Below are 23,490 nucleotides of genomic sequence, written 5' to 3'. Positions count from 1 at the left end.
TCTGAGCAACAACTTTCATCTGGCAGCATCCACCATTGCTGCAATTTATAAAGATCGCTGGAAGATTGAGTTATTCTTTAAAGCCATCAAGCAGAATTTAAAACTGAAGTCATTTCTAGGTCGAAGCCGCAATGCGATACAAACGCAAATATGGATTGCATTAATTGCCTATTTGCTGGTGAACTTCGCTAAACACATGGCACAAGAAGGATGGAGTGTTCAGCGTTTACTGAGAATTATTCAGGTCAATTTATTTGAAAGGAAACTTTTAAGGTCACTCTTTGTGCCTGATAAAAAATGGCGAAAACAAGAAGAACTTCAATTGAGGTTCTTCTTGTGATATTTGTGGGACAGCAGTGGCAAATGCTCCCTTTTTATTAACTTTGAAAACTTATAATTGAACCGATAATGCCTTGACCACTTCACCCAAACGCTTACCTTGAGCTTCACACAAGAGCTTTTCATCTTGGCTTAAACTCTGATCATGACGCGGCCCACTAACATGACTCGCCCCATAAGGTGTTCCACCTGTTTTGGTATTTGATAATGCAGGGATTGAATTAGGTAGACCTAAAATGATCATGCCGTGATGAAACAAAGGAGGCAGCATTGTTAGTAATGTACTTTCCTGTCCACCATGCATCGAACCAGAAGAGGTGAATACACAGGCAGGTTTATTATGTAATGCGCCATTCAACCACAAGCTGGTCGTTTGATCCCAAAAATATTTCATTTCACTCGCCATATTTCCAAAACGAGTTGGTGAACCCAGTGCCAAACCAGAACAGTGGGTTAAATCATCTAAAGTACAATATATATCGCCTTCACTAGGGATACTTGCTTCAGCTTGAGTCACAACAGTCGCAAGATTGGGGACTGTTCTGATACGAGCTCTAACCCCAGTTGCTTCTACACCATCAGCAATCAAATGTGCCATTTGTTTGGTTGAACCATATTTACTGTAATAAAGAACAAGAACGTAAGGTTGCATCGCTTTCAAGTATTTTGTTAAAAAGAACACTATACGACATTTTTTATACTTTTCGCGGTAGTAATTCCTATGTATGCATAGGATTTTATTAAAAATAACTAGGATAGAACCCATGATCTTAAATCGTTATCTAAAAAATCTGCCTTTTTTAGAAAAAACATGGTTTCAATTTATTGTATTTGTGTTACGGCGTTTCGAAGCTGATCGCTGTAGAGAACAAGCTGGAGGACTCACCTACACCACCTTGTTTGCAGTTGTTCCGATGCTGACCGTTTTCTTAGTCATTATCTCCTCAATTAAAGCCTTAGAGCCTGCTCGACAACAACTACAGCAATTGATTTACAGTAATTTTTTACCAAAAAGTACCATTGCCTTTGACAAGGCACTGAACGCATTTACCGAAAAATCCAGTAACCTCACCGTGATTGGGGTACTGTTTCTTTTTGTCACCACTGTACTGATGCTGTCTTCGATTGAAACCGTTTTCAATCGTATCTGGCGTGTCAAAGAAACTCGAACAGGTCTTGTTGGTTTTATGCGTTATTGGACAATTATCTCTTTAGGTCCAATCATTCTAGGCAGTGCTTTTGTACTTTCATCTACTGTCGCATCAATGAATGTTTTAAGTAATAACTTTGCGGGTTATCAGCTTGATGGTGCATTAATTTTATGGCTCATTTCCTTTATTTTGACCATTGTCGGATTCTTCATTTTATATTGGACGATCCCCAATCGGACGGTACCAATTTTTTCAGCTGTGATTGCGGCATGTTTCAGCGCGACCGTTTTTGAAATTTTAAAACGTTTATTTGGCTGGATCATGAGTAATTTCACCAGCTATGAAATCGTTTATGGTGCTTTTGCAGCAGTTCCTATTTTTCTACTTTGGATCTATCTGTCTTGGAATATCATTTTATTGGGTGTGGAAGTGAGTTATGCACTCACCGCCTTTCATTCTGGTAAAGAAAAAAAGCGCCATCCAATTTTGATGTTATTGGATATTTTAGAATTGTTTTACCGTAAGCAACAAATCGGTGAAAGTGTTAGCGAACAAGAGCTACTCAATATTATTGGTCGTGGTGAGCTTGGTCGTTTACCCTCTTACATTCTTCAGCTTGAAAAGCAAAATCTGATTAAACGCACCGATACGGACGAATATGTTCTGGTACGAAATCTAGCACAAGTCGATTTTTGGAGCTTTTTTACAGCTCTACCGTATCCATTGCCATTACGCCATGATGTTGCCAATATTCATGAAGATGATGAATGGATTGAACGCCTTGGGCCATCGCTAGTGGAAAGTAATGACTACTTAGCAGCAAAACTCTCCATCCCACTTTCAACTATTTTTGAACAAAAATAATTGAATAGACCTCTTCGGAGGTCTTTTTATTTCCTCAACCATCCCTGCAAACTCACAACTAAAATTCCAAGTAATACCAATGCCGTCCCAAAAATGAAATTTGCTTCTATATTCTCATCTAACAGCCATACGCCAAATATGATTCCAAACAAAGGGGTGAGGAATGAAAACACTCCCAGTCGAGAGGCTAAATAATTTCGTAATAACCAAAACCATGCTAAAAAACTAGCAAAAGACACGATCAAAGTATGAAAAGCTAAACTCCCCATTACTAATGGTGTCCACTGTACAACTGCTTGTCCCATGAAAAATGCCAAACCTAGCAACAGAATAAAGCTACCAGCCAACTGATAAAATAAAGTTTGAGTGACTGCAGCTTGAGCCAAAGAGGATAAACGTACCGTAACTGTAGTGGCCGCCCAAGCAATTGCAGCAGCTAAGGCGTATAAATCTCCCCATAACATCTGTTGCTGAAATGTATTTACCCCTATCTGTTGTGGACGAATAAAAGTCACCACAATGCCGATAAAAGCGATACCAATGCCAGTCCATTGCAATAACGTTAGGCGCTCAGATGGTAACTTCCAATGTAAACCTAGCGCCACAAAGATAGGGGCTGTGTAAAGCAAAACAACTGCATGCGAAGCAGAAGTCAACTGGAGTGCTTGTGCGAGTAAAAAGAATTCTAGAGAAAATAGAACAGCGACTAATGCTCCAGCTTTCACGTTCTTGGGATTCATTAATTGACTTTTTTTATCAAGCAACACCAACGGCAATAAAAGTAATGCTGCTAACCCAGATCGCAAAGCAATTTGCATCAAAGGACTAATGTCTAAAGCTGCCATTTTTAAAATAACTTGCTGTAGCCCCCAAACCATACACAATACGATCATTAGACTTGAGGCTGTCTGATCTAAGGCTATACGCTCGTCCATAGCAAGCTCCATATACACGATATTGAACCACTATAAGACTGTCGTATTTTAATGATATAGTGAAAAACAGACAAAATATGTGTGTTTTCAGGCAATTCTTTCTATGAAAAAATCAGCACAGCGAGTTCAAGATTTTCAGGAACTCCCTGCTTATAACGAAATACCTGAACTTCTGTGGCTCAGCATACGCGATGCACCTGCTGCAACGGTTTATCCACAACATGCGCATGCTTGGGGAGAGTTTATCTATGCTTTTGATGGTGTTTTAGAAGTAAATATTGATCAGGTACATTATCTCACTCCACCACCGTATGGGATTTGGTTACCGCCACATACTCAACATAGTGGTGTGAATCGAAATGATGTAACGCATTGCACCCTTTATGTTCATGAATCACTTTGTGAAAAAATGCCCCAACGGGCAGGAATTTTACTGACCGCACCACTGGTGCCAGCACTACTTGAACATATACAAAAATATGCTTTTAAAGATCACGATCCGGAATATTTGCGCATATTGCATGTTCTACTTGATACCTTAAGTCATGCCGAAATCATCGGGAGTTATTTACCCAGTACAGAGCACCCTGCATTAGCTCAAATATTAAATCACCTACATTTACATCCTGCTGACAACAGCACTCTAGCTGAGCTGGCAGCGATGATAAATATGACTGAAAGAACATTGGCGAGACATTGTCAAAAAGAACTCGGGATGTCCTTACACGAATGGCGACAACGTTTAAAAGTGATGAAAGCAATGTCTTTATTAAATCAAGGTTACACGATTGAAAGTATTGCTCTAGACTTAGGTTATGCAAGTTCATCAGCCTTTATTTATATGTTTAAACGTTGGATGAATTACACCCCTGATCAGTTTAGAAAATACTATCAGGGACGCTAAATTTATTCCAAACCAAACCGTTTTAGTCGCTCAAGTACATATGGCGCATCTTCAGCAGGATAACGCAGCTGAGTCTTGGCTTGTTGTTTAGCTAAAGACCAAACAATACTTTCCCCTGCTGGCAAAACATTTGTTTTTAATCGATATATCGGATCTTGGTAAGCAGTTTCACTATCTATAAATTGCCACTGATGCAGCTTAAATGCCTCGACTACATCATTGAGAAATGCTGCATTGATTGCATTTACGTGAAGTAGCAATACATGCTTTGGAGAATACCCAACAGTCTGTATAGCCTATTGATCATAATAATTTGCTCGATCCAATAAATGATCAATATAAGCATTCTTTAATTTTTCAAACTCAGCTGTTTGTCCATTTTTAGTATAAGAAAGATATTTTAAATTATAAAACCAGTCACTAGCATCAATACTCACAGCACCTGATTCATAACCCTGCTGTTGTAAATAATGCGCAACTCCATCTCTTTTTTCTATGGTATTACCTTCTTTCAAAAACGGATAACGATATCTGAGAACCCAACCAGTCAATGGTTTAAATACTTGTTCGGCTCTGAAAATTTGATCAATATATTGCTGCGTTGTGACCTGTTCCTTATTTAAATTGGAATGCAATTCACTGTGGTTACCGATTTTATGCTCTTGCTTTCCCCATGCGGCAACCAAACTCAAGCCTTTATAATCACCGATTTTAATTACACTTGGATAAACAATACTTCGTATATGATTTTGTTTAAGTTGTTCTAGAATTCTTTGATTAATTTGCTGTGCATTCGGATTTAGATCAGGATTGACCCCATCATCAAAACTTAAAGCAAGCTGCTTGCTATGACTGATAGTTGTGATCAATAAGATCACAAGGAAAAAACACAGTTTCATTTTATTTTTCATTCTTTATATAAAAAATGGCATTAATTCATTCAAATCAATGCCATAAGATCATGCATTATGCATTAACAAAAGTATCCCAATCATACTCACCAGTCTGAGTAATCAATTTCATTGTCAATTTATCATGGGGTTTCAATGCCCCTACACCTGCTGGAGTACCTGTCATAATCACATCACCAGTTTGTAAACTAAATGATTGATTGATCTCAACTAACAAAGCGCCGATATCAAATAGCATATCGCGACTAAATCCATGTTGACGTTCAACTCCATTGATCATCAGAATAAGTTCTAGCTCTTGCAAATCGCCAATTTCATCAATCTCAATCCATTCCGCAAGCAAGCAAGCGCCATCAAATGCTTTTGCTCGCTCCCAAGGCTGCCCTTTTTCTTTTAAATCACTTTGCAGATCACGAAGAGTCAAATCCAAACCTAAAGTAATTGCACCTACGGCTTCTAATGCCTTTGAGATGTCAGTTTCTTTTGAAAGTGGATGAGCAATTTGTACGCAAATTTCACATTCGTAGTGACATTCACCCAATGCTTTATTCCAATCAATTCCTTTTTCTAAGGAAGCTAAACTACTTGGAGGTTTCATGAATAAAATCGGGCGATCTGGAATAGCATTTCCTAATTCTTTTGCATGTTCTGCATAATTTCGACCCACACAAACAATTTTTGAAGGATGTGTACTCATGAAAGCTCCTTGCTTTTATAACCGATGAAAAATTTATTTTTTAAAGCTATTTTCAAACTTATTTTGATCAATAGAATCTGTAAATGCGCGTTTAGGCACAATAACAACAGTATGGTTTTTTAACTCCAACATATACGTCAGCTTTCCAATCGCAAAAGATTGAACCTCTGTGTATTGTACTGTTTGCTTTTTCCCTGCTGCGTAAAGCTCAAATTGGTCTTGATATAAATCAATTCCCTGTTCACTTTTGCCAAACTGGTAACGAACAAATTGTCGTTTAAACAGCAATGGTAATAACCAATAACGCATTAACCCTTGCATAAGCAAGAAAAAAACACCCAATGCAACATAATAACGACCAACACCCGTTAAACCTAAATATAATCCCCATAGAATCACTGCAATACTAATCACTGGTGTCAGAAAACGAGTGATCGTTTTCTTGCCAAAAGTCACTAAAGCAAAACCATCTTGAGACTCTTCTAAATTGAGATAATAACGCAGTGATAGTGTTGGACGTTGTTCAGACATTTCTTATTTCTTACATTTGAAAGACGTGCCCTATTAGAACATAAATTAATTTTGGCACACTATCACTGTTGTTTTTTTTGCTATGAACTTTGCAACAGATTCAGTTTTTGGATTTATAAACTTATTATGCAAATAACATAAATTTTAGACACAAAAAAACCGCTGTTAAGCGGTTAATTCTTCAAATTGGTGCGCTCAGAGAGATTCGAACTCCCGACCCCTTAGTTCGTAGCCAAGTGCTCTATCCAGCTGAGCTATGAGCGCATATTTGATAGGGGGCATTATACGCACTTTTTTCATATTGATAAGCGTTTTTTCATCTTATCGTCGTCAAATGGTGATAGATTCGCCTATCAATCTTAAATTCAAATAAAAACACATTGCTAAAAACCTTAACGCCTAAATATTTAGGGGCTTAGGAAGTTAAAGAGGATTGTTACGGAGTAATTTAAGCAAATCGAGATATAAATTACCGTTCCGATGATTGAAGCAATACTCCGTTTCTTTAAGATGCAAATAAAACATCTTTTTGTCAATTCCATTAAACTTGACGAGTCGCTTTTTAGCATATCTCCAGAATGATTCTATGCCGTTAATATGACGCTCCCCGCATGCAAATTCGTTGTTCCCATGATTCACTCTTAAATGTTTGTCAAAACCAATATCAACTAAACCATCATAGCCTCTCCATCCATCTGTATTGATCACAGAAACTGTAAGTGAATTTACAAACACTGATGAATAATTGAGCACGATTACAGATTTACTTGGTAGCATCACAGGTGATTTGAATGGTGGAGCATTAGGTGAGATCACAAATCTTACAGAAACAATCAGTGGAAGCCTGAACGGTGATTCGCTAGATCCAATCACAGGTGCGATTGACGGATTCTGTAGTGATATTGGTTTTGATCTTAATAGTGAAAGTATTATTCTCGGAGTATCAGAACCAACACAAACGATTATCAGTAGTGGTAACTCTGTAATTGATAGTGTTCAAGAAAGTTCTACTGCGATATTTAGCGATAGTACGTTTGAAAGTATTAGTAGCTTGATTAGCTTAAGCGTTGAAAGTGGTGATGATTGTGGTTGTGATGGCGGTGTTGATAGTATCTTGACTGCAATCACAGGTTCGACATCTACACTTACTTCAGTTACGGATACAAGTACTTCAACTGCACCATTAACTGAAACTGTGACTCCACAAACATCGTTAACTAATCTATCAGACAATCTCTTCCATTCATTAAGCTTATTCTAAAAGCTTAAATTGAAAACAAAGGCCGCTATCATTAGCGGCCTTTGCTATTTAAATATACTGTAAAATAAATATCTTCAAAATTTGGGCACAAAAAAACCGCGATTAAGCGGTTAATTGTTTAAGTTGGTGCGCTCAGAGAGATTCGAACTCCCGACCCCTTAGTTCGTAGCCAAGTGCTCTATCCAGCTGAGCTATGAGCGCATTACTTATGTGCCTATTTCGGCATGTGTTACTTTAATCTTTACTTGGTGCGCTCAGAGAGATTCGAACTCCCGACCCCTTAGTTCGTAGCCAAGTGCTCTATCCAGCTGAGCTATGAGCGCCTTAAGTAAAGTGGCGGTGAGAGAGGGATTCGAACCCTCGATACAGTTACCCGTATGCATCCTTAGCAGGGATGTGGTTTCAGCCACTCACCCATCTCACCGTAACACGAGCGCAATAATACAAACTAAAACCACATTACACAAGGGATGATCCTGTTTTTTTCATCTTTTTTAAATCAATCAAATATTTTTTAAACAATTTCTGTATTTTTTCAGCATTTTTTCGTCCAACGCTTGTTAAGATAGTCTTCTCTTTATTTATTTAGATCATTTACATAAACAGAATCTTGCAATCTTTGACGTGCAGTCCAAGTTTGGATGACTTATGCTAAAGTGATCTGCCAGATGTGAAATGGAACGATATGACTAATAATTGGGTTGATCCCGAAGCAAAAGCAGAAGCTGAACGTTACGATAATCCTATTCCTAGCCGAACTCTTATTTTAACTACATTAGAACAATTACAAACTGCAAAATCTCATGCGGAACTTGTTGATCATTTCAACCTACCAGATCAAAAAAGTATTGATGCGTTAAATCATCGCTTAAGCGCAATGGTACGTGATGGTCAGCTCATGAAGGATGGTTTTAAATATCAACCTGCAACAGATTTACCAACACACGAAGCAACGGTTTATATTAATAGTAAAGGTTTAGGTACAGCGAATATTGCTGGACACGATGATGTGCTATTACCTGAACGTGAATTAAGACTCGTTTTTAACGGCGATCGCGTTAAAGTGCGTCAGACTTCAGTTGATCGCAAAGGTAAACCTTGGGGTTTTATTACTGAAGTTGTACAACGTCGTGTCAAACAGATTATTGGTAAAGTCGCTGAGCATGAAGGTGAATACTTTATTCAACCGAGTAATCCGAATCAGCACCAACCGATTACTTTAGAAAAAGAATTAATTGAGCATGCCAATGCCAAAGTTGGCGATATGCTACGTGTTGCGATTGATGACTACCCTACCCGTGAAGAATTGGCAACAGGTCATGTCGTTCAATCCATGGCAGATAAAGCAGATACAGAGATTATCATTCCGCAGACTATTTTAGAATTTGGCTTGCCTTATGAGTTTCCTGAAGCAGTAATCAAAGAAGCTGAAAGCTTTAAAGAACCTTCTGAACAAGATATTAAAGGTCGTGTTGATTTACGTGACTTACCGTTAGTTACTATTGATGGTGAAGATGCACGAGACTTTGATGATGCAGTCTATGCTGAAAAACGTTCAGGTGGTGGTTATCGTGTGGTTGTTGCGATTGCTGACGTAAGCCATTACGTTCGTTTAGATTCACCTTTAAATGAAGAAGCAGAAGAACGCGGTACCTCAGTTTATTTCCCACACTTTGTCTTACCGATGCTTCCTGAAGCATTATCAAATGGTTTATGTTCTTTAAATCCACATGTAGATCGTCTATGTATGGTCTGTGACTTAAAGTTATCTCGTGCTGGAAAAGTGACAGGTTATGAATTCTATCCTGCGGTAATGCATTCTAAAGCGCGTCTGACTTACACACAGGTTGGTCGATATTTTGAGGGAGTAACCGATGCTATCCCTGAAGATAAAACTATTCATAAATCACTAAATACTCTTTTCCAGCTTTATCAGACCCTCAAAGAGTTACGTGCTAAGCGTCATGCGATGGAATTTGAAACCATCGAAACCTACATGACTTTTGATGAGTTAGGTGGAATCAAAGAAATCCTGCCTCGCTCACGTAATGATGCGCATAAGCTCATTGAAGAATGTATGTTATTAGCCAATGTCGCTGCTGCGGAATATGCTTTAGAACATGACATCCCAATGCTCTACCGTGTACATGAGGCTCCTGAGTTTTCACGTATCCAGAAAGTTCGTGATTTCGTAAAATTACTTGGTTTACCATTCCCCGAACAACCTACTCAGGCTGATTATCAACGTGTTATTGAAGCGACCAAAGATCGTCTAGATGCGCCAAGTATTCATGCCGTGTTACTACGCTCAATGATGCAAGCGTATTACGGTGCCAAGAATTCTGGGCATTACGGTTTAGCATACGAAGCCTATACGCACTTTACTTCACCAATTCGTCGTTACCCAGACTTATTGTTGCATCGTGCGATTAAAGCCTATCTAGATAAAAAGGTTTATCCTCTTTCAGGTGCAGCACTAGATGATGCAGGTGAGCATTTCTCACAAACTGAACGTCGTGCTGATGAAGCATCACGCAGTGTCACAACCTGGTTAAAATGCCACTATATGCAACAGCATTTAGGTGATGAATTTGTCGGTATCATCAGTGCAGTAACAGAATTTGGCTTATTTGTTACCTTAAAAGACCTCTATGTAGATGGCATGATTCATGTCAGCCAGCTGGGTGAAGATTTCTTCCTCTATGATCAAGCTAGCCAAAGTCTAATTGGTCAGAATCGTGGACAGTCATTTAGCCTCGGTGATGAAGTAAAAATTAAAGTAGCAGGTGTGAATTTGGAAGAACGTAAAATCGACTTCCAATTGGTACAACAACTCACTCATTTAGGTCGTGTGATTCGTCAAAAAGCACCTCGCACTGCAAATCCTTCTAGCTCGAATCGTGGTGCGTCAACAACTGAAGAGGTCTTTGGCAAAGCACCTTCATCGACGAAAGCTAAAGTCAGTGAAGATGGCGAAAAGCCTGTACGCAAGAAAAAAGATAAGAACAAACCAAGTTCTTATAGTAAAAAGCCAGCTAAGAAGGCTTCAGCTAAACCTGATACGAAAGAGAAGGCCAAAAAGAAAGTGAAAAAGAAAAAGTCGAATGCGAAAGCAAAGGCTGAGTAATGGATAAGAGATAAGGGAGCTTCGGCTCTCTTGTTTTTTTCCGATTTAATTTTTTATCGATCAGGTTCGATGTAACAATAAAAGCAGCCCCATAAAACCAGGATAAATAATGTACCAGGTTTGTTGTACCAGCTCCCTTCCCCCAAAAAGGCTGAGTATTACAAAGACCAGTCCAGAGGCAAACAATGCAAGTAGTGCAAATATTGCCAGCATGGTTGCCCAGTCCGTAAAACCATATAACCGTTCCGGTTCTTCACCACTTTTCTTACGTTTAAACCAGCTTAGGAATAACTTATAGTAGACATAGAGTGCCCCAGCACCACACACAAGAAAGAACAACGTCGAAGCTGGACTATTGGCAGATGGACTTCCAATCCCCCTAGAGCCCACATATACCGCATTGTTTATCGTAGCGCTGGAGTGAGCAGAAACACACAAAGTTAAGAAAAAAACACTGATATTTTTTAATCTCATGATTAGGTTTAACCTATCTAGTTACGCATCGCGCTACAAAAAATTCTTCGTTAGATTTTCTTTGATCATGAGTTTAGCAAGAAATCGGCTTTCATCAAGACATTTACACCGCAGATAAAATTTCTTTTAAATTATAATTGCTTATCAATATTTTAAACCACAATCCTAAACCACATACAGGCATTTATAAATAAAAAATGAATCTAGATATAAGAGATGAAGCATAGTTACACTTGATTTCTCCCCCGCTAAGCCCTACATCTATAACTATGTTTAAAGATGAATATGGCAAAAATACAATGACACTACAGCAAGCGACACTCCCCACTCCCCAGTTTGATCAAATTCAACTTGCAGAATTAAAACAACAGATTGAACAGACTATTCAAAATGGTCAAAACTTCTTAAATCAACTCAAAGAAGTTCCACAAGCTCCTGAAGACCAACTGGCAACCTTGGCGGAAGTCGATCAGCTTGAAAATAATATGAGTGAATCATGGGGAATCTTGTCACACCTCAATGCGGTCATGAACAATGCCGAAACCCGTGAGGTGTATCAGGCACTTTTACCAAGTTTAAGCGAATACTACACTCAGCTTGGACAGCACACGGCGTTGTATCAAACTTATCAACATATTCATGATAGTGCAGTATTTCAAACGCTGAGCGAAGCACAACAAAGTGCAATTAAACTCGCTTTACGTGATTTCAAACTATCAGGCGTTGCTCTTGAAGGCGAAGCCAAAAAACGTTATGCCGAAATCTCAGCACGTTTATCACAATTATCTTCAGATTTTTCTAACCATGTACTCGATGCAACACAAGCCTACTTCAAACCATTAACCGAGGAACAGCTCAAAGGCCTACCACAAAGTAGTGTTGAATTATTAAAGCAATACGGTCAACAACGTGAGCTTGAGCAAGCCGTTGCCACACTCGACTTCCCTGCTTATTTTGCGATTATGACCTATGCCGATGATCGAGAACTTAGAGAGGAACTCTACAAAGCCTACGTGACTCGTGCCTCAGAACAATCAGAAAAAACTGAATTCGATAATACTCCTGTGATGGAAGAAATTCTGAGCTTGCGTCAAGAAATGGCTCAACTGCTTGGCTTCAATAATTTTGCTGAATATTCATTGGCTAGCAAAATGGCACCTGATGTTGATACCGTCGATAAGTTTTTGGTCGACTTGGCAGAACATGCCCGCACACCAGCCCTTGCTGAAATCGCTGAACTGAAAGCAATTGCACAACAAGATGGTGTTGAAGAATTAAAACCATGGGATGCAACCTACTATTCTGAAAAATTGAAACAACAACAGTTCAATTTGTCTCAAGAAGCGCTTAAACCGTATTTCCCAGCACCCAAAGTTGTGGATGGTTTATTCCAAATCGTTCAACGTCTTTATGGTATTCAAATCATCGAACGCCAAGCCCCTGTTTGGCAAAATGATGTACGTTATTTTGAAATTGCAGATCAAGGTCAAGTGGTCGGTGGTTTCTATTTTGATTTATATGCCCGTAACGGCAAACGCGGTGGCGCATGGATGAGTGGTTTCCGTTCTCGTGTGCAAACGGCCAATGGTCTACAAAAACCAATTTGCTATATGGTGTGTAACTTTACCCCACCGATTGGCGATCAGCCTGCTCTATTGACTCATGATGAAGTGATTACGCTATTTCATGAATTTGGTCATGGCTTACATCACATGCTGACCGAAGTGGATAATATCTCAGTTGCAGGTACGCATGGTGTAGCATGGGATGCCGTTGAATTACCAAGCCAGTTCATGGAATTTTGGGCTTGGGATAATGAAAGTTTAGATGTACTCAGCGAACATACTGAAACCAAGCAAACTTTACCGCAAGAATTGCTGTCTGCGTTACTCAATGCGCGTTTCTTCCAATCAGGCATGCAAACATTACGTCAGATTGAATTTGCATTGTTTGACCTAAGCATTCACCGTCAGGCACCTGCCTTAAACAGTCAGCAAATCCAAGCGACACTGGACGATATTCGCGATAAATTTGCCGTGGTTCCTGCGGTACCTTATAACCGTTTCCAGCACAGTTTCAGCCATATTTTTGCAGGCGGTTATGCGGCAGGTTATTATTCTTATAAATGGGCGGAAGTTTTGGCGAGCGACGCCTTTGATCGTTTCGAAAATGAAGGTATTTTTAACACCGAGACTGGAAAAGAATTTAGAAAGTTTATTCTAGCAGTTGGCGGAAAAGATACAGCACTTGATGCGTTTCGCAATTTCCGAAAAAGAGAACCAAGAATAGATGCATTATTACGTCATCAAGGTTGGACGAATACGCATAAAACCGCTTAAACTACGTCATTATTGTTCACAGGATGTAATTAACTGACATGAAAAGACAGTTCATCGCGGGTGCTAAATGCCCAAAATGTGGAGCCTTAGATCGTGTGGTTAAGATCATCACTGTGGATGACGAGTGGATTGAATGTATCGAATGTGCTTATAGTGAACAGCGTCCTACTCACGTAGAACTAGCTGAACCCGCTGAGCCAGATGAAATTGGGGTGATACAATTCAAGCCTCGTCATTTTGACTAGAAAGGTTAAAAAATGATGTCCTCGTATCAAAATGAAAACTCTAAATTATTATGGATGATCATCGGTGGAATCAGTATCGTCGTGGTACTGATTTTTGCAGTACAGTGGTTTCTATCTCAAAAAAATCATGAAGCAACTGTTACACCAACTGTACCAACGATTAGCAAAGCTGCACCGTCAGCACGTCCGGTCGAAGCAACTGAAACTGTACAAGCTGCAAGCGAAGTTACTGCTCCTATCCAACTAGTTGAAGAGTCAATTATCAAAGATCCAATTCCTGCAAATGACACTTTAGCCAAAGAAGAAATTGCCAAACTGGATGATATTCATCAACAACTTAAAGATCAGCAAAATGAGCTAAAGCAACAACACACTGATGTTGATACTTTAGTAAAACTGAAAGAAGATCAAATTAAGCTTCTTGAAGCTCAACTTGCAGCACAAAATAAATCATAAATAAGTAAGGCTTTAAAATGGGTTATAGCCTTAACGTCTTCGATGATTTGTTGGCCATGCTTGATTTAGTTCATCCCTTAATGTGAGGTCTTAACCTCTCTACTTTATATAATTCAATCGAAAATAATAATCGTACATTTCTTTAAAGGCAGCAGAGGCTTAGAATACAAGCTGCATCCTTGCTCTCACAATGATTATGACGCTGAATCAACCTAATCGTAAGCTCTTCTTAGCGATTAGCTGCCTGACCATCTCGGCTTTTCTTTTCTCCATCATGGGCATCTGCATCAGATACGCATCTCAAACTGTAGATAATTACACGATTGTTTTTTTCCGTAATTTCGTTGGGTTGATGCTTTTCCTACCATTTATTATGAAACAAGGTACAAGCTTTGTTAAAACAGAAAAATTGTGGATGCATACTTGGCGAAGTCTGGTTGGGCTTGCAGCAATGTATGGTTTTTTCTATGCGATTGCACATTTGAAATTGTCCAATGCCATGGTATTTACGTATTCCTCACCTATTTTTATTCCATTGATTGCTTGGCTATTTTTAAAAGAACGTATTACTAAAGCAATGTTAATGGCAGCTGCATTAGGATTCTTGGGCGTATTTTGTGTTGCAAAACCTGATCAAGGATTGTGGAATTGGGTATCTGCGATAGGCATAGCATCTAGCCTACTTGCATCAATGGCATTTGTAACCGTAAGAGCACTAACCAAAACTGAACCTCCAGAACGTATCGTGTTTTATTTTTGCTTGATCGGCTCCTTACTTTCAGCCATACCGATGTTTTGGGTTTGGCGACCATATGCTTTGAAAGAACTTTTTTTTCTTATTGCAGCAGGAATACTTGCGAATGTAAGCCAAATTTTTATGTCTCATGCTTATCGCCTTGCTCCAGCTGGACAGATAGCACCAGTCAACTATATGGCGATCATTTTTGCGGGTGTTTGGGGCTTCTTTCTATGGCAAGAAACACCTGATTTTTATAGTTTATTCGGTTTTGGATTAATATTACTGGCAATTATTTTATGTAGTCCTTTGAGTCAAAGGCAAAGAAAAAGTCTCTAATAAAGCACAAATTAAAAAGCACCCGAAGGTGCTTTTTTAGGAGATAAGAGTTAGTGTTTATACCAACCAAACATTTGGAAAATGTATGGTGCGTAAGTTACCAACACTAAAGATGAGAACAATACGATAATAGGTAATAACCAACGCTCATATCGGAAGTAGAAACTTGTATATTTCTCTTTCGCTTCCTTATCAGCTGCCGTAACCTCTTCATCACCGACGGAGAGTCGCGTCAACAAATGGTTCAGCGCAACAGGCGGTGTCACATAACCAAACTCAAATGCAACCAATACGATCATCCAGAAGTGAATTGGATGGATACCATTCTCGTAAGCCACTGGAGCAATCGTTGCAGCAACAAGAATTACCGCACCGAATGGATCGGTTGTCATACCAATAATTGCTAGTAAAAGCGCAATAAATGCCAGTGAAATATAGATATTGCCCAAGTGTGTAGGCAATAACTCAACCACTTCTGCACGTTCGATTAGACCACCAACACTTGCAGACAGAGCCATCAACAAGATCAATGCACCAATATGTCCTACAGTTTCTGATGTTGCAAAACGTAAAGCCCCACCAAAACCAAAGCCTTTGCTGCCATGTGGATCATGAGACTTTAAGAACTCAGACTTTTTCTCATGCTCACGAACTAAAGCTTCATGTTTAGGATCTGTTACTGGTACTGGATGTTTAGCCGCAAATAATTTGTCGAACAAAATCATCGCGATTAATACCAATGGAAGAATCATTGGTGCTGTAAATTCATTGATTGATGTATCTAAAGCAAGCTTATAGAACATCACCACGGCCAAACCAATGATCACATAAGGAATCACAGGAATACACGCGCGTAACATACCAGGTACAGCAACTTTCGGTGAATTCACACGGAATTTTTCTTCAGCAAGAATCAATGAAACGCCTAAGAAAATAAATGCGGTTAGCCAGAAGACATAAATACCGTGATCAAATAACTCTGTTGAAGTCACATGACGACTATCAAGCATCGAAATCAAAATCACAAGTAAACAAGGACGGATCACTACACCTAGTGAACCTGACATTGCCGATACCGCTAAGGCATATTGACGACGTGCACCAGAGTTCCAAACCTCTTTATAGATGATCGCACCAGCTGCAATAACGAAAATACCAGAAGCACCTGTATATGCTGTTGGAATCGCTGCTGCAATCAAGATTAACCAAGTTAAAGTTTCTGGAGCCAAGTTCCATGGACGTAAAATATTCAGGAACAAATCCATGACACGCGTTTGGGTCAGTAACATACCTGCCCAAATGAACAATGCTAGGTTTAAGAAAATCCCTGAGAATTCAACCAAAATACCGAGGTAAATACCTTGCCCCATTGGATAATCCATGAAGAAGGTAAAAACAATACCTGTCACAAGTGACATATAGGCATATAAAGGTACGCTTAAGAATGCTAAACCAACATTTCCTTTTTCTTGAGCATTTTTAGGGACCAAGAATAATTGGAATACACTGATAATGGTCATGACTACGAATAAAATAATCCATAACCATGAAATCGCCATCGTTTTAGCTGTAACTTCAACACCAGAATTGAGTAAGGACTGATATTGGCTCCAAACAGAAGCACTTAATAATCCATTACCCAGGATCATCAAAGTTGAGTAAACACGATAGTCAATTTTGCTTTTTGGCGCACGTAAACCAATATGGTGGTAGCGCAAAGATGCTGTAATCGACGTAAATAAGACCATAACTAATAAAAGAACAGTCTGGTTTTCCGATCCAACCTTAAAGATACCGAAGAAAGATGTTTCAACTTGACGATATGTACGAATGCTTGGATGTGCTTCCAAATGCTTCATAGCTTTATCGTAAAATTGATATTTCTCTTCACACTGTTGCTGTGCACCCATTAAAGATGCACGAACATCTGCTTCAGAAGCAGCACCAAACATGCTTGCAAACTCATCCGCAGCATTTGCTTTCATTTGCGCTTGAACTTGTGCTTCGATGTCAGGATGTCGATCACAAGAAGGTTTTTCAGGTTCAGCTCGTAAATACGAGTACTGCATTCCTGTAGTTTGATCACCGTAAAGACGCTCACCAATACGGAGCATCTGACCGTGAATCATTTCGCCAGTACCAATAAGCAAAGTCATTAGCAACAAAGCAAGAATGATAAATGTAGATATCCAATCATTCCAGATATAACCCAAACGAGCTAATCCAGACTTTTTGTCTTGATCATTTTGCATGTGTATTCCAGTTTATTTTTTCTCAACATCCATCCAAAGATGTTGAATCATGCGTTGTCCTTGGTTGATAGATAAATGAATTACCCTCTTCGGAACCAATCCCTTTTTAAACCGCCTAAATTTGCAGCAAACTTTTCTAAAAAATAATGACTGCAATCACTTTTTTGTAAGTTTTTTTTATCAATTTAAACAAAGAATAATTTTAACCGTAAAAATATTAAAAGCATTTAACCTACTGTCTAAGCATACTGCTTTACTTGGATTTGCAAAATTTTTGGCAAAAATATTTAAAACGATTAACTATCTCAAATTTATTCAAATTTCTTATTTAGAGAAAATTGATGAGTTATATCTAGAAATAAAAAAAGCACCCGAAGGTGCTTTTTTTATTGTTAGTTTAGTTATACCAACCAAACAATTTAAAGAAATACGGAACGTAAGCAATAATTAAGATTGCAGGTACCATCACCAATAAAGGCAATATCCAACGTTCATATCGATAGTAGAAAGACAAATGACGAACTTCTGCATCTGCTTCAGCCACTTCCGCATCACCAATCGATTGTCGAGCCAAGAGATGGTTTAACGCAACTGGAGGTGTGACGTAACCCAACTCAAAACCAATAAGCGCAATCATCCAGAAATGAACAGGATCAATACCATATTGATATGCAACAGGTGCGACTGTAGCCGTGATCAGAATCACAGCACCAAATGGATCCATGATCATACCAACGAAGATCATTAATAATACAATCAACGTAATCACGACAACAATATTATTAATATCTTGCGGGAATGCTTCCATGATATGAATTTGCTCAAGGAAACCACCGACACTCACTGAAAGCGCCATCAGAATCACAAGTGCACCGATATGCCCTACTGTTTCACTTGAAGAAGCATGCAATGCTTTAGCAAATGAGATGTTACGCTCTGGTTTGCGTGGGTCATCTTCTGGATTAATTTTTGGTGCAGGTTGACTACCATCCGCAGGCAATGTGTAGCTATTCAAAGTACTGTCCCAATGACCAACAGGCGCCAACGGTGCAGGTTCTTTACGTAACTTATCAAACAATACCATCATCAATAGAATCACAGGCATCATTACAGGTGCAGTAAATTCATTGAGATCAGTTGCTAATGCATGTTTGTAGAATAACCAAATCAAAACAAAGATCACGATGTATGGTGATACAGGTACGAATGCACGTAATGATTTAGGCAATGCAACTTTAAATGGTGCAATACGGAATTTTTGTTCTGCAAAGAATAATGCAATCACCAAGAATAACGTTGAGGTTAATAGGAATGTGTACATCCCGTATTTATAAAGCAAATCAGTCGTTACTTCTTTGTTCAGTGAAGCGACTACTACGATCAATAAGCATGGACGTAAAACTACACCAAGTGAGCCAGACAATGCTGTTGCAGCTAATGCAAACTGACGGCGTCCACCCGCATTCCACACTTCTTTATAAATAATCGCACCCGCAGCGATAACGAAAATACCTGATGCACCTGTATAAGCTGTTGGTAATGCCGCTGCAAGAAGGATCAACCAAGTTAAAGTCTCTGGAGCCAGATTCCAAGGACGTAAGATATTGAGGAATAAATCAACAATACGTGTTTGCTTGAGCAACATACCCGCCCAAATAAACAAGGCTAGATTCAAGAAAATATTCGACAATTCAACCAACTGTCCCAGATAAATACCTTGCCCCATTGGATAATCCATGAAGAAAGTAAATGCAACCCCGGTGATAATCGCCATATAGGCATATAAAGGAATACTGAGGATGGCTAAACCGACATTACCACCTTCACGACTTGGAGCAGGCGGTTTAATCAATTGGAATACACTGATGAGTGTCAGCACTCCAAATAGAATCATCCATAACCAATAAATGACTGTCATTTCTGGTGTAATTGGAACACCCGAATTTAGTACCGATTTATATTGGCTAATCACAGATGATGTCAGCAATGCATTACCTAATAACATCGCAATGTTATAAACACGGAAATCTGTCTTGGTAGTAGGACTACGTAAACCAATGTGATGCGCTTTCAATGTTGCACTGATTGCAGCAAATACAACCATAATAACGAGGAATAACGCGCGGTTCTCTGCACCTAATTTAAAGATACCAAAGAAACTAGTTTCAATTTTACGATAAGTACGAACACTAGGATTGGCTTCGATATGCTTCATTGCCTTATCATAGAATTGGTATTTCTCATCACATTGTTGCTGAGCCGCTAGTAATGAAGCTCGAACATCTGCCTCAGAAGCTACACCAAACATACTTGCAAATTCATCAGCAGCATTAATCTTCATCTGCTCTTGAACTTGTGCATCTATATTTGGATTTCTGTCACAGGTTGGTTTCTCTGGTTCTGCACGTAGAAATGAATATTGCATTCCTGTATCAGGGTCACCATAAAGGCGCTCCCCCATACGTAATAACTGACCATGAATCATCTCACCTGTTCCAATAACCAATGTCATTAGAAGCAAGAAAAGTATGACAAAGGTCGAAATCCACTCTGTCCATATATGGCTGAGCAGACCTAATCCAGATTTTTTCTCTTGATCATGTTGCATGTCTATTCCACTTTATTGTTCTCAACATCCATCCAAAGATGTTGAATCATGCGATGTATATGGTTGATAGAGAAATAACACCCTCTTGATAACCAATCCCTATTTAAACCGTCTAAGTTGTTGATAAGTTTGTATAAAAGCGACTTAATGTTTTTATTTCTTAATCCTTTTTAATAGCAAATAACCAAGTCCACAAAATACACCTCCAATTGCTCCAATCAAATGTGCTTCTGTTAGTACAGGACTTCCTATTAATTGTGCTGTACCTGTTTGACCAAAGGTATTTTCCCAAACAAGTTTGGCAAATATGAGCACTAAAACTAAAATTGCGAATGTTCTTTCCTTTGGATATTTTAGATAAACCAAACTTACCGCTGTATAAAGACCATGCAATACGCCTGACAAACCTGCATAAGCTTCAATATAAGGAAAGTAAAAATAAAAAATGAGGCTGATAAATGGTGGTAACAGTAATAACAACCAAACTAGATGTCTATTACGTGCATGTGGAAAAATAAAAGGTAAACAAGCAAATGCAAGCATATTCAAAAAGAAATGCATCCATCCAACATGTACCCAATGGGCTGTCCATAAACGCCAAACTTCGACCAGTACACTAGGCTTCCAATAGATGAAATGATCAGCAAAAACTTGCAGACTTGCAGAGATCGAAATACATACTGCGATCAATATGACTTTCCGTATCCATATTTGATCTTTCATTTACGTACCCCTCTTTTAAAACGAACCTTTTACATTCAACATTAACCAGTAATCTACTTAAATAATGTAAAAGGTCGTTTAATCTAGGTTACTGAGGTGGGGTCTCTTCTGCAGGAGCAGACGCACCATCCCCACCACCATCAAATAGCTCATCTAATTCTGAAGAACTTTCTTGTTTATCATCCCAGAATGTTGATAGACCTTCATCGGTAGCACGTATGCCAGTATTTTCTGTCCAGTAACGATCCGCAATTCCACGAACCATTAGACCTGCCATTTTGTCAATTAATCTAAATTGAGGGTTTGCAGGTTTATCTTCCCCTGTTGCAGCAGCATATGAACGGAATGCATCTCTAAGTTTTGCATCATCACCACTTGCTTGTGCAGCAACAGCATAAAGTGCATGTGCTAAGCGAACACCTTTTTTCTCACCAATTTGCATCGATTCTTTCATCGTTGCATAAGGTTCAGGTTTACCATCACCAGCACCTGGTAATAATGTCCAAATCACAGCACGAGTCGCCATTGGAGCGCCCCAGAACTTTTCATTATCTAGACATGCCATACCACGTTCTACAATACCCGCAATATCTTTCGGTACATTGATTGCACCACCAGAGTTAATATCATTGGTCATCGCTTGCAGACCACTTACCATCCCTAAAAGGTAAACTGTCTGATCTAAATCATTGCGCATTGTTGGGCATGAATCACCCAATTTATATTTATATTTTGATTCCCAACGATTTGCAAAAAGTTGATAACCTGCATATTGACGTTCAGCAGCAATCCCCGCCCAACGTTTTTGTTCAATACGAGCATCTTGAGCTTCAGAAACTTGACCTGCTTTCGAAGCACGCAAATAGCGGAGTTCCGCTTCTAAGGCTTTATTTTCAGCACAAATACCTGCTGAGGTATACAATAACACCGCCATACGTGTTGGATCAGCACCCATATCCTTGGTTGACATCACCGCTGGAGTTAAGGCATTACCTGAATTACACACCATTTCGGCGTCATCCATCGCCAAAATTGGTGGAACAATATGATTTTCACTAAAACTTAATGCGACATTAGCCCCTGTTTTAATGATTTGTGAACACCCTGATAATATTGATGTTGTGAGTAACGCAACCGCCACACCCTGTCCCATTTTTTGGAATTTAGACATTCTTCCTGTCCTCTAATTAATTTGTTTTTCCTTTTAGACGTACCTTATCAGATGCAATACTTGAATTAAAGAGTAATTGCTCTAATTTAACATGCGCATTCTGACACAATTCACAGATAAGAGAATTGACAGAGAGTTGAAAATACAAAAATTTTAGGCAAAAAAAAGTAGCATTGCGACGGTTCAGCACATGCTACTTATTAACTGGTAAAAACTTGAAACTTTTTATCTTTTAGTTTTGTTGAAAGTAATCCTTGAGTGATGTTTCAGCTCTTCCTATAACAATCGCCATAACGACTGCAATTACTAGAAACATCCACATTGAAATCTCCATAGAGACCTCCTACACTTTTTGTATCTACTTTTGATAGATACTAGATCGACGTTCGACATCAGCATTAACGGGATTGTGATATATTGATGACACCTTCAATCTCTTTCTCTTGGTCACTGCAACATTACGTTGATGTGATTCAAGAAGTTCCCTGAGTAAAGTTCCTGCTCTTCCTATTACAATTGCAAAAACGATTGCAATCACCAGAAACGACCATGTTGGAATTTCCATCATTTTAGGACCTCCACCACACTTTACGTTGGTGTTTGTACTTTAGCGAAAAGGTAACGATCTTGATGCTCAGATTGTCTGACAATCATAATTTTCATTATTTTTAGAGTATTTAATCTAACAATTGTTTTTAAATTTGAGTAAAAAAACACTATCTAAATGATTTATATTAAATTAATTTAATTATACAAATGTAGACTTGTCTAACAATTATGCAATTTTTGAGAGTAATTTGAGCATTTTCCATTGATTTAAAGACAATTGATCCCACCAAATTACACATGTTTTTGATTCAATATTAGAAAAATGCAGCACAATATATAAATGATGATCAACAATTTTGAGTAATTTTCCTTGCTCGATATTAGGCTCTACTCCATCAAAACGAATCGACCAATCATCGTCACAGAGATACTCAATTTGATTTATTTTCGGTTTGTTTAATGCCGACCAGCCCGCCCATCCCATAATCAACAAGCACACTAACCATAAAAAAGCTGACAATAATTGATAAAGTAGGATATTGATACCCAAAAAACAAAACAGCTGCAATCCTAGCGAAAATCGACTAGATTGCAGCTCAAAAATACGTTTAGCCGTGTACATATTTTTTTAATTTTAAAATAAATGCTTTTAACTCTTCACGTGGTGGCTCACCCACCTCCATGAACCAATCCAACAAATCAGGATCTTCTTGATCCACCAACTCTGCAAATAATGCTTTTTCTGTTGGGTCTGCAGTCAAATAATATTGTTTAACATAAGGGTCAAAGTACACATCAATTTCTTTTAACCCACGACGTGCACGATAAATCACCTTGCGCTCTTCCAGTGTCATTTCATCAGACATTACTTATTCCAC

General features: G+C 38.7%; 21 protein-coding genes, 4 tRNA genes and 2 pseudogenes. 9 read left to right on the top strand and 18 right to left on the bottom strand.

The window, feature by feature from the left end; translation table 11 throughout:
• Positions 1–340, top strand: a 340-nt coding sequence (locus MKL32_RS06145) for a transposase (RefSeq protein WP_270900305.1), incomplete at its 5' end; no start/stop codon positions are given.
• Between the two features lie 51 nt (positions 341–391).
• Here MKL32_RS06145 and wrbA read toward each other — a convergent pair.
• Entirely contained in the window at positions 392–991 is a 600-nt protein-coding gene (wrbA, locus tag MKL32_RS06140; protein WP_125272811.1) for an NAD(P)H:quinone oxidoreductase, read from the bottom strand.
• Positions 992–1,103: 112 nt separating this feature from the next.
• Here wrbA and MKL32_RS06135 point away from each other — a divergent pair, with 112 nt between their 5' ends.
• Complete coding sequence (locus MKL32_RS06135) at positions 1,104–2,354, top strand: YihY family inner membrane protein (protein WP_270900304.1); 1,251 nt, start codon at positions 1,104–1,106, stop codon at positions 2,352–2,354.
• Between the two features lie 26 nt (positions 2,355–2,380).
• Here the strand turns inward: MKL32_RS06135 and MKL32_RS06130 are convergent, their stop codons facing one another.
• Positions 2,381–3,289, bottom strand: coding sequence for a DMT family transporter (locus MKL32_RS06130; RefSeq protein ID WP_270900303.1), 909 nt, complete (start codon positions 3,287–3,289; stop codon positions 2,381–2,383).
• Positions 3,290–3,392: 103 nt separating this feature from the next.
• Between MKL32_RS06130 and MKL32_RS06125 the strand changes: the two genes are divergently transcribed.
• Complete coding sequence (locus tag MKL32_RS06125) at positions 3,393–4,193, top strand: AraC family transcriptional regulator (protein WP_039908546.1); 801 nt, start codon at positions 3,393–3,395, stop codon at positions 4,191–4,193.
• Between the two features lie 2 nt (positions 4,194–4,195).
• On the opposite strand, the pseudogene MKL32_RS06120 reads toward MKL32_RS06125, so the two are convergent.
• The 5 genes and pseudogenes from MKL32_RS06120 to MKL32_RS06100 form a co-directional block, all read right to left on the bottom strand.
• A pseudogene (locus tag MKL32_RS06120) lies at positions 4,196–5,092 on the bottom strand (polysaccharide deacetylase family protein).
• 67 nt (positions 5,093–5,159) lie between these two features.
• Positions 5,160–5,801, bottom strand: coding sequence for a fumarylacetoacetate hydrolase family protein (locus MKL32_RS06115; protein WP_004909279.1), 642 nt, complete (start codon positions 5,799–5,801; stop codon positions 5,160–5,162).
• Positions 5,802–5,834: 33 nt separating this feature from the next.
• Positions 5,835–6,332, bottom strand: a complete 498-nt coding sequence (locus MKL32_RS06110; RefSeq protein WP_168154840.1) for a YcxB family protein — start codon at positions 6,330–6,332, stop codon at positions 5,835–5,837.
• 187 nt (positions 6,333–6,519) lie between these two features.
• A tRNA-Arg gene (locus MKL32_RS06105) sits at positions 6,520–6,596 on the bottom strand.
• Positions 6,597–6,755: 159 nt separating this feature from the next.
• Positions 6,756–7,043 (bottom strand): annotated as a pseudogene (locus MKL32_RS06100) (transposase); the annotation flags it as partial.
• Positions 7,044–7,077: 34 nt separating this feature from the next.
• Between MKL32_RS06100 and MKL32_RS06095 the strand changes: the two are divergent.
• Complete coding sequence (locus MKL32_RS06095; RefSeq protein WP_227557977.1) at positions 7,078–7,593, top strand: hypothetical protein; 516 nt, start codon at positions 7,078–7,080, stop codon at positions 7,591–7,593.
• 124 nt (positions 7,594–7,717) lie between these two features.
• On the opposite strand, the gene MKL32_RS06090 is transcribed toward MKL32_RS06095, so the two are convergent.
• The 3 genes from MKL32_RS06090 to MKL32_RS06080 form a co-directional block, all read right to left on the bottom strand.
• Positions 7,718–7,794 (bottom strand) — tRNA-Arg (locus tag MKL32_RS06090).
• A gap of 45 nt (positions 7,795–7,839) precedes the next feature.
• Positions 7,840–7,916: transfer RNA gene (locus MKL32_RS06085), tRNA-Arg, on the bottom strand.
• 11 nt (positions 7,917–7,927) lie between these two features.
• Positions 7,928–8,017, bottom strand: a tRNA-Ser gene (locus tag MKL32_RS06080).
• A 261-nt stretch (positions 8,018–8,278) separates the two neighbouring features.
• On the opposite strand from MKL32_RS06080, the gene rnr reads away from it, so the two are divergent.
• Entirely contained in the window at positions 8,279–10,720 is a 2,442-nt protein-coding gene (gene rnr / locus MKL32_RS06075; RefSeq protein ID WP_005403240.1) for a ribonuclease R, read from the top strand.
• A gap of 60 nt (positions 10,721–10,780) precedes the next feature.
• Here rnr and MKL32_RS06070 read toward each other — a convergent pair whose 3' ends face one another.
• Positions 10,781–11,194 (bottom strand): putative four-helix membrane protein, encoded by a 414-nt coding sequence (locus MKL32_RS06070; RefSeq protein ID WP_005403241.1) that lies wholly within the window; start codon positions 11,192–11,194, stop codon positions 10,781–10,783.
• Positions 11,195–11,493: 299 nt separating this feature from the next.
• Between MKL32_RS06070 and MKL32_RS06065 the strand changes: the two genes are divergently transcribed.
• From MKL32_RS06065 to MKL32_RS06050, 4 genes are all read left to right on the top strand, one after another.
• On the top strand, positions 11,494–13,533 hold the full coding sequence (locus MKL32_RS06065; RefSeq protein WP_204379300.1) for a M3 family metallopeptidase: 2,040 nt from the start codon (positions 11,494–11,496) through the stop codon (positions 13,531–13,533).
• 38 nt (positions 13,534–13,571) lie between these two features.
• A complete protein-coding gene (locus MKL32_RS06060; protein ID WP_125272813.1) occupies positions 13,572–13,778 on the top strand; it encodes a YheV family putative zinc ribbon protein in 207 nt (68 codons plus the stop codon).
• Between the two features lie 15 nt (positions 13,779–13,793).
• Positions 13,794–14,234 (top strand): hypothetical protein, encoded by a 441-nt coding sequence (locus tag MKL32_RS06055; RefSeq protein WP_125272814.1) that lies wholly within the window; start codon positions 13,794–13,796, stop codon positions 14,232–14,234.
• A 196-nt stretch (positions 14,235–14,430) separates the two neighbouring features.
• Positions 14,431–15,309 (top strand): DMT family transporter, encoded by an 879-nt coding sequence (locus tag MKL32_RS06050; protein WP_026057378.1) that lies wholly within the window; start codon positions 14,431–14,433, stop codon positions 15,307–15,309.
• 50 nt (positions 15,310–15,359) lie between these two features.
• On the opposite strand, the gene MKL32_RS06045 is transcribed toward MKL32_RS06050, so the two are convergent.
• The 7 genes from MKL32_RS06045 to MKL32_RS06015 all read right to left on the bottom strand — a co-directional run bounded on the left by MKL32_RS06045 (position 15,360) and on the right by MKL32_RS06015 (position 23,478).
• Positions 15,360–17,561: a TRAP transporter large permease subunit gene (locus MKL32_RS06045; RefSeq protein ID WP_270900302.1), complete on the bottom strand. Its 2,202-nt coding sequence runs from the start codon at positions 17,559–17,561 to the stop codon at positions 15,360–15,362.
• 397 nt (positions 17,562–17,958) lie between these two features.
• A complete protein-coding gene (locus tag MKL32_RS06040) occupies positions 17,959–20,169 on the bottom strand; it encodes a TRAP transporter large permease subunit (protein ID WP_270900301.1) in 2,211 nt (736 codons plus the stop codon).
• A 153-nt stretch (positions 20,170–20,322) separates the two neighbouring features.
• On the bottom strand, positions 20,323–20,892 hold the full coding sequence (gene rrtA, locus MKL32_RS06035) for a rhombosortase (RefSeq protein WP_004951830.1): 570 nt from the start codon (positions 20,890–20,892) through the stop codon (positions 20,323–20,325).
• Positions 20,893–20,980: 88 nt separating this feature from the next.
• Positions 20,981–22,063: a hypothetical protein gene (locus MKL32_RS06030; protein WP_004964298.1), complete on the bottom strand. Its 1,083-nt coding sequence runs from the start codon at positions 22,061–22,063 to the stop codon at positions 20,981–20,983.
• Positions 22,064–22,421: 358 nt separating this feature from the next.
• Positions 22,422–22,628 carry a hypothetical protein gene (locus MKL32_RS06025; protein ID WP_171053826.1) on the bottom strand — a complete coding sequence of 69 codons (207 nt, stop codon included), beginning with the start codon at positions 22,626–22,628 and terminating at the stop codon, positions 22,422–22,424.
• 210 nt (positions 22,629–22,838) lie between these two features.
• On the bottom strand, positions 22,839–23,234 hold the full coding sequence (locus MKL32_RS06020) for a hypothetical protein (RefSeq protein ID WP_004909321.1): 396 nt from the start codon (positions 23,232–23,234) through the stop codon (positions 22,839–22,841).
• Complete coding sequence (locus MKL32_RS06015; protein WP_004909323.1) at positions 23,221–23,478, bottom strand: FAD assembly factor SdhE; 258 nt, start codon at positions 23,476–23,478, stop codon at positions 23,221–23,223. Before MKL32_RS06015 ends, MKL32_RS06020 begins: the two co-directional genes overlap by 14 nt.
• Positions 23,479–23,490 lie beyond the last annotated feature (12 nt).

The organism is Acinetobacter sp. AOR34_HL, assembly GCF_027854795.1.
GTDB lineage: Bacteria > Pseudomonadota > Gammaproteobacteria > Pseudomonadales > Moraxellaceae > Acinetobacter > Acinetobacter junii.
This window is presented reverse-complemented; position numbering and strand designations above follow the sequence as displayed.

What these genes read in the sequence shown, in the direction of transcription:
- MKL32_RS06030 (WP_004964298.1), bottom strand. Translation starts at nt 22,063, where the DNA reads ATGTCTAAATTCCAAAAAATGGGACAGGGTGTGGCGGTTGCGTTACTC.
- MKL32_RS06015 (WP_004909323.1), bottom strand. Translation starts at nt 23,478, where the DNA reads ATGTCTGATGAAATGACACTGGAAGAGCGCAAGGTGATTTATCGTGCA.
- MKL32_RS06135 (WP_270900304.1), top strand. Translation starts at nt 1,104, where the DNA reads ATGATCTTAAATCGTTATCTAAAAAATCTGCCTTTTTTAGAAAAAACA.
- MKL32_RS06065 (WP_204379300.1), top strand. Translation starts at nt 11,494, where the DNA reads ATGACACTACAGCAAGCGACACTCCCCACTCCCCAGTTTGATCAAATT.
- MKL32_RS06025 (WP_171053826.1), bottom strand. Translation starts at nt 22,628, where the DNA reads ATGGAAATTCCAACATGGTCGTTTCTGGTGATTGCAATCGTTTTTGCA.
- wrbA (WP_125272811.1), bottom strand. Translation starts at nt 991, where the DNA reads ATGCAACCTTACGTTCTTGTTCTTTATTACAGTAAATATGGTTCAACC.
- MKL32_RS06050 (WP_026057378.1), top strand. Translation starts at nt 14,431, where the DNA reads ATGACGCTGAATCAACCTAATCGTAAGCTCTTCTTAGCGATTAGCTGC.
- MKL32_RS06055 (WP_125272814.1), top strand. Translation starts at nt 13,794, where the DNA reads ATGTCCTCGTATCAAAATGAAAACTCTAAATTATTATGGATGATCATC.
- rnr (WP_005403240.1), top strand. Translation starts at nt 8,279, where the DNA reads ATGACTAATAATTGGGTTGATCCCGAAGCAAAAGCAGAAGCTGAACGT.
- MKL32_RS06070 (WP_005403241.1), bottom strand. Translation starts at nt 11,194, where the DNA reads ATGAGATTAAAAAATATCAGTGTTTTTTTCTTAACTTTGTGTGTTTCT.
- MKL32_RS06130 (WP_270900303.1), bottom strand. Translation starts at nt 3,289, where the DNA reads ATGGACGAGCGTATAGCCTTAGATCAGACAGCCTCAAGTCTAATGATC.
- MKL32_RS06020 (WP_004909321.1), bottom strand. Translation starts at nt 23,234, where the DNA reads ATGTACACGGCTAAACGTATTTTTGAGCTGCAATCTAGTCGATTTTCG.
- MKL32_RS06115 (WP_004909279.1), bottom strand. Translation starts at nt 5,801, where the DNA reads ATGAGTACACATCCTTCAAAAATTGTTTGTGTGGGTCGAAATTATGCA.
- MKL32_RS06045 (WP_270900302.1), bottom strand. Translation starts at nt 17,561, where the DNA reads ATGCAAAATGATCAAGACAAAAAGTCTGGATTAGCTCGTTTGGGTTAT.
- MKL32_RS06040 (WP_270900301.1), bottom strand. Translation starts at nt 20,169, where the DNA reads ATGCAACATGATCAAGAGAAAAAATCTGGATTAGGTCTGCTCAGCCAT.
- rrtA (WP_004951830.1), bottom strand. Translation starts at nt 20,892, where the DNA reads ATGAAAGATCAAATATGGATACGGAAAGTCATATTGATCGCAGTATGT.
- MKL32_RS06125 (WP_039908546.1), top strand. Translation starts at nt 3,393, where the DNA reads ATGAAAAAATCAGCACAGCGAGTTCAAGATTTTCAGGAACTCCCTGCT.
- MKL32_RS06110 (WP_168154840.1), bottom strand. Translation starts at nt 6,332, where the DNA reads ATGTCTGAACAACGTCCAACACTATCACTGCGTTATTATCTCAATTTA.
- MKL32_RS06060 (WP_125272813.1), top strand. Translation starts at nt 13,572, where the DNA reads ATGAAAAGACAGTTCATCGCGGGTGCTAAATGCCCAAAATGTGGAGCC.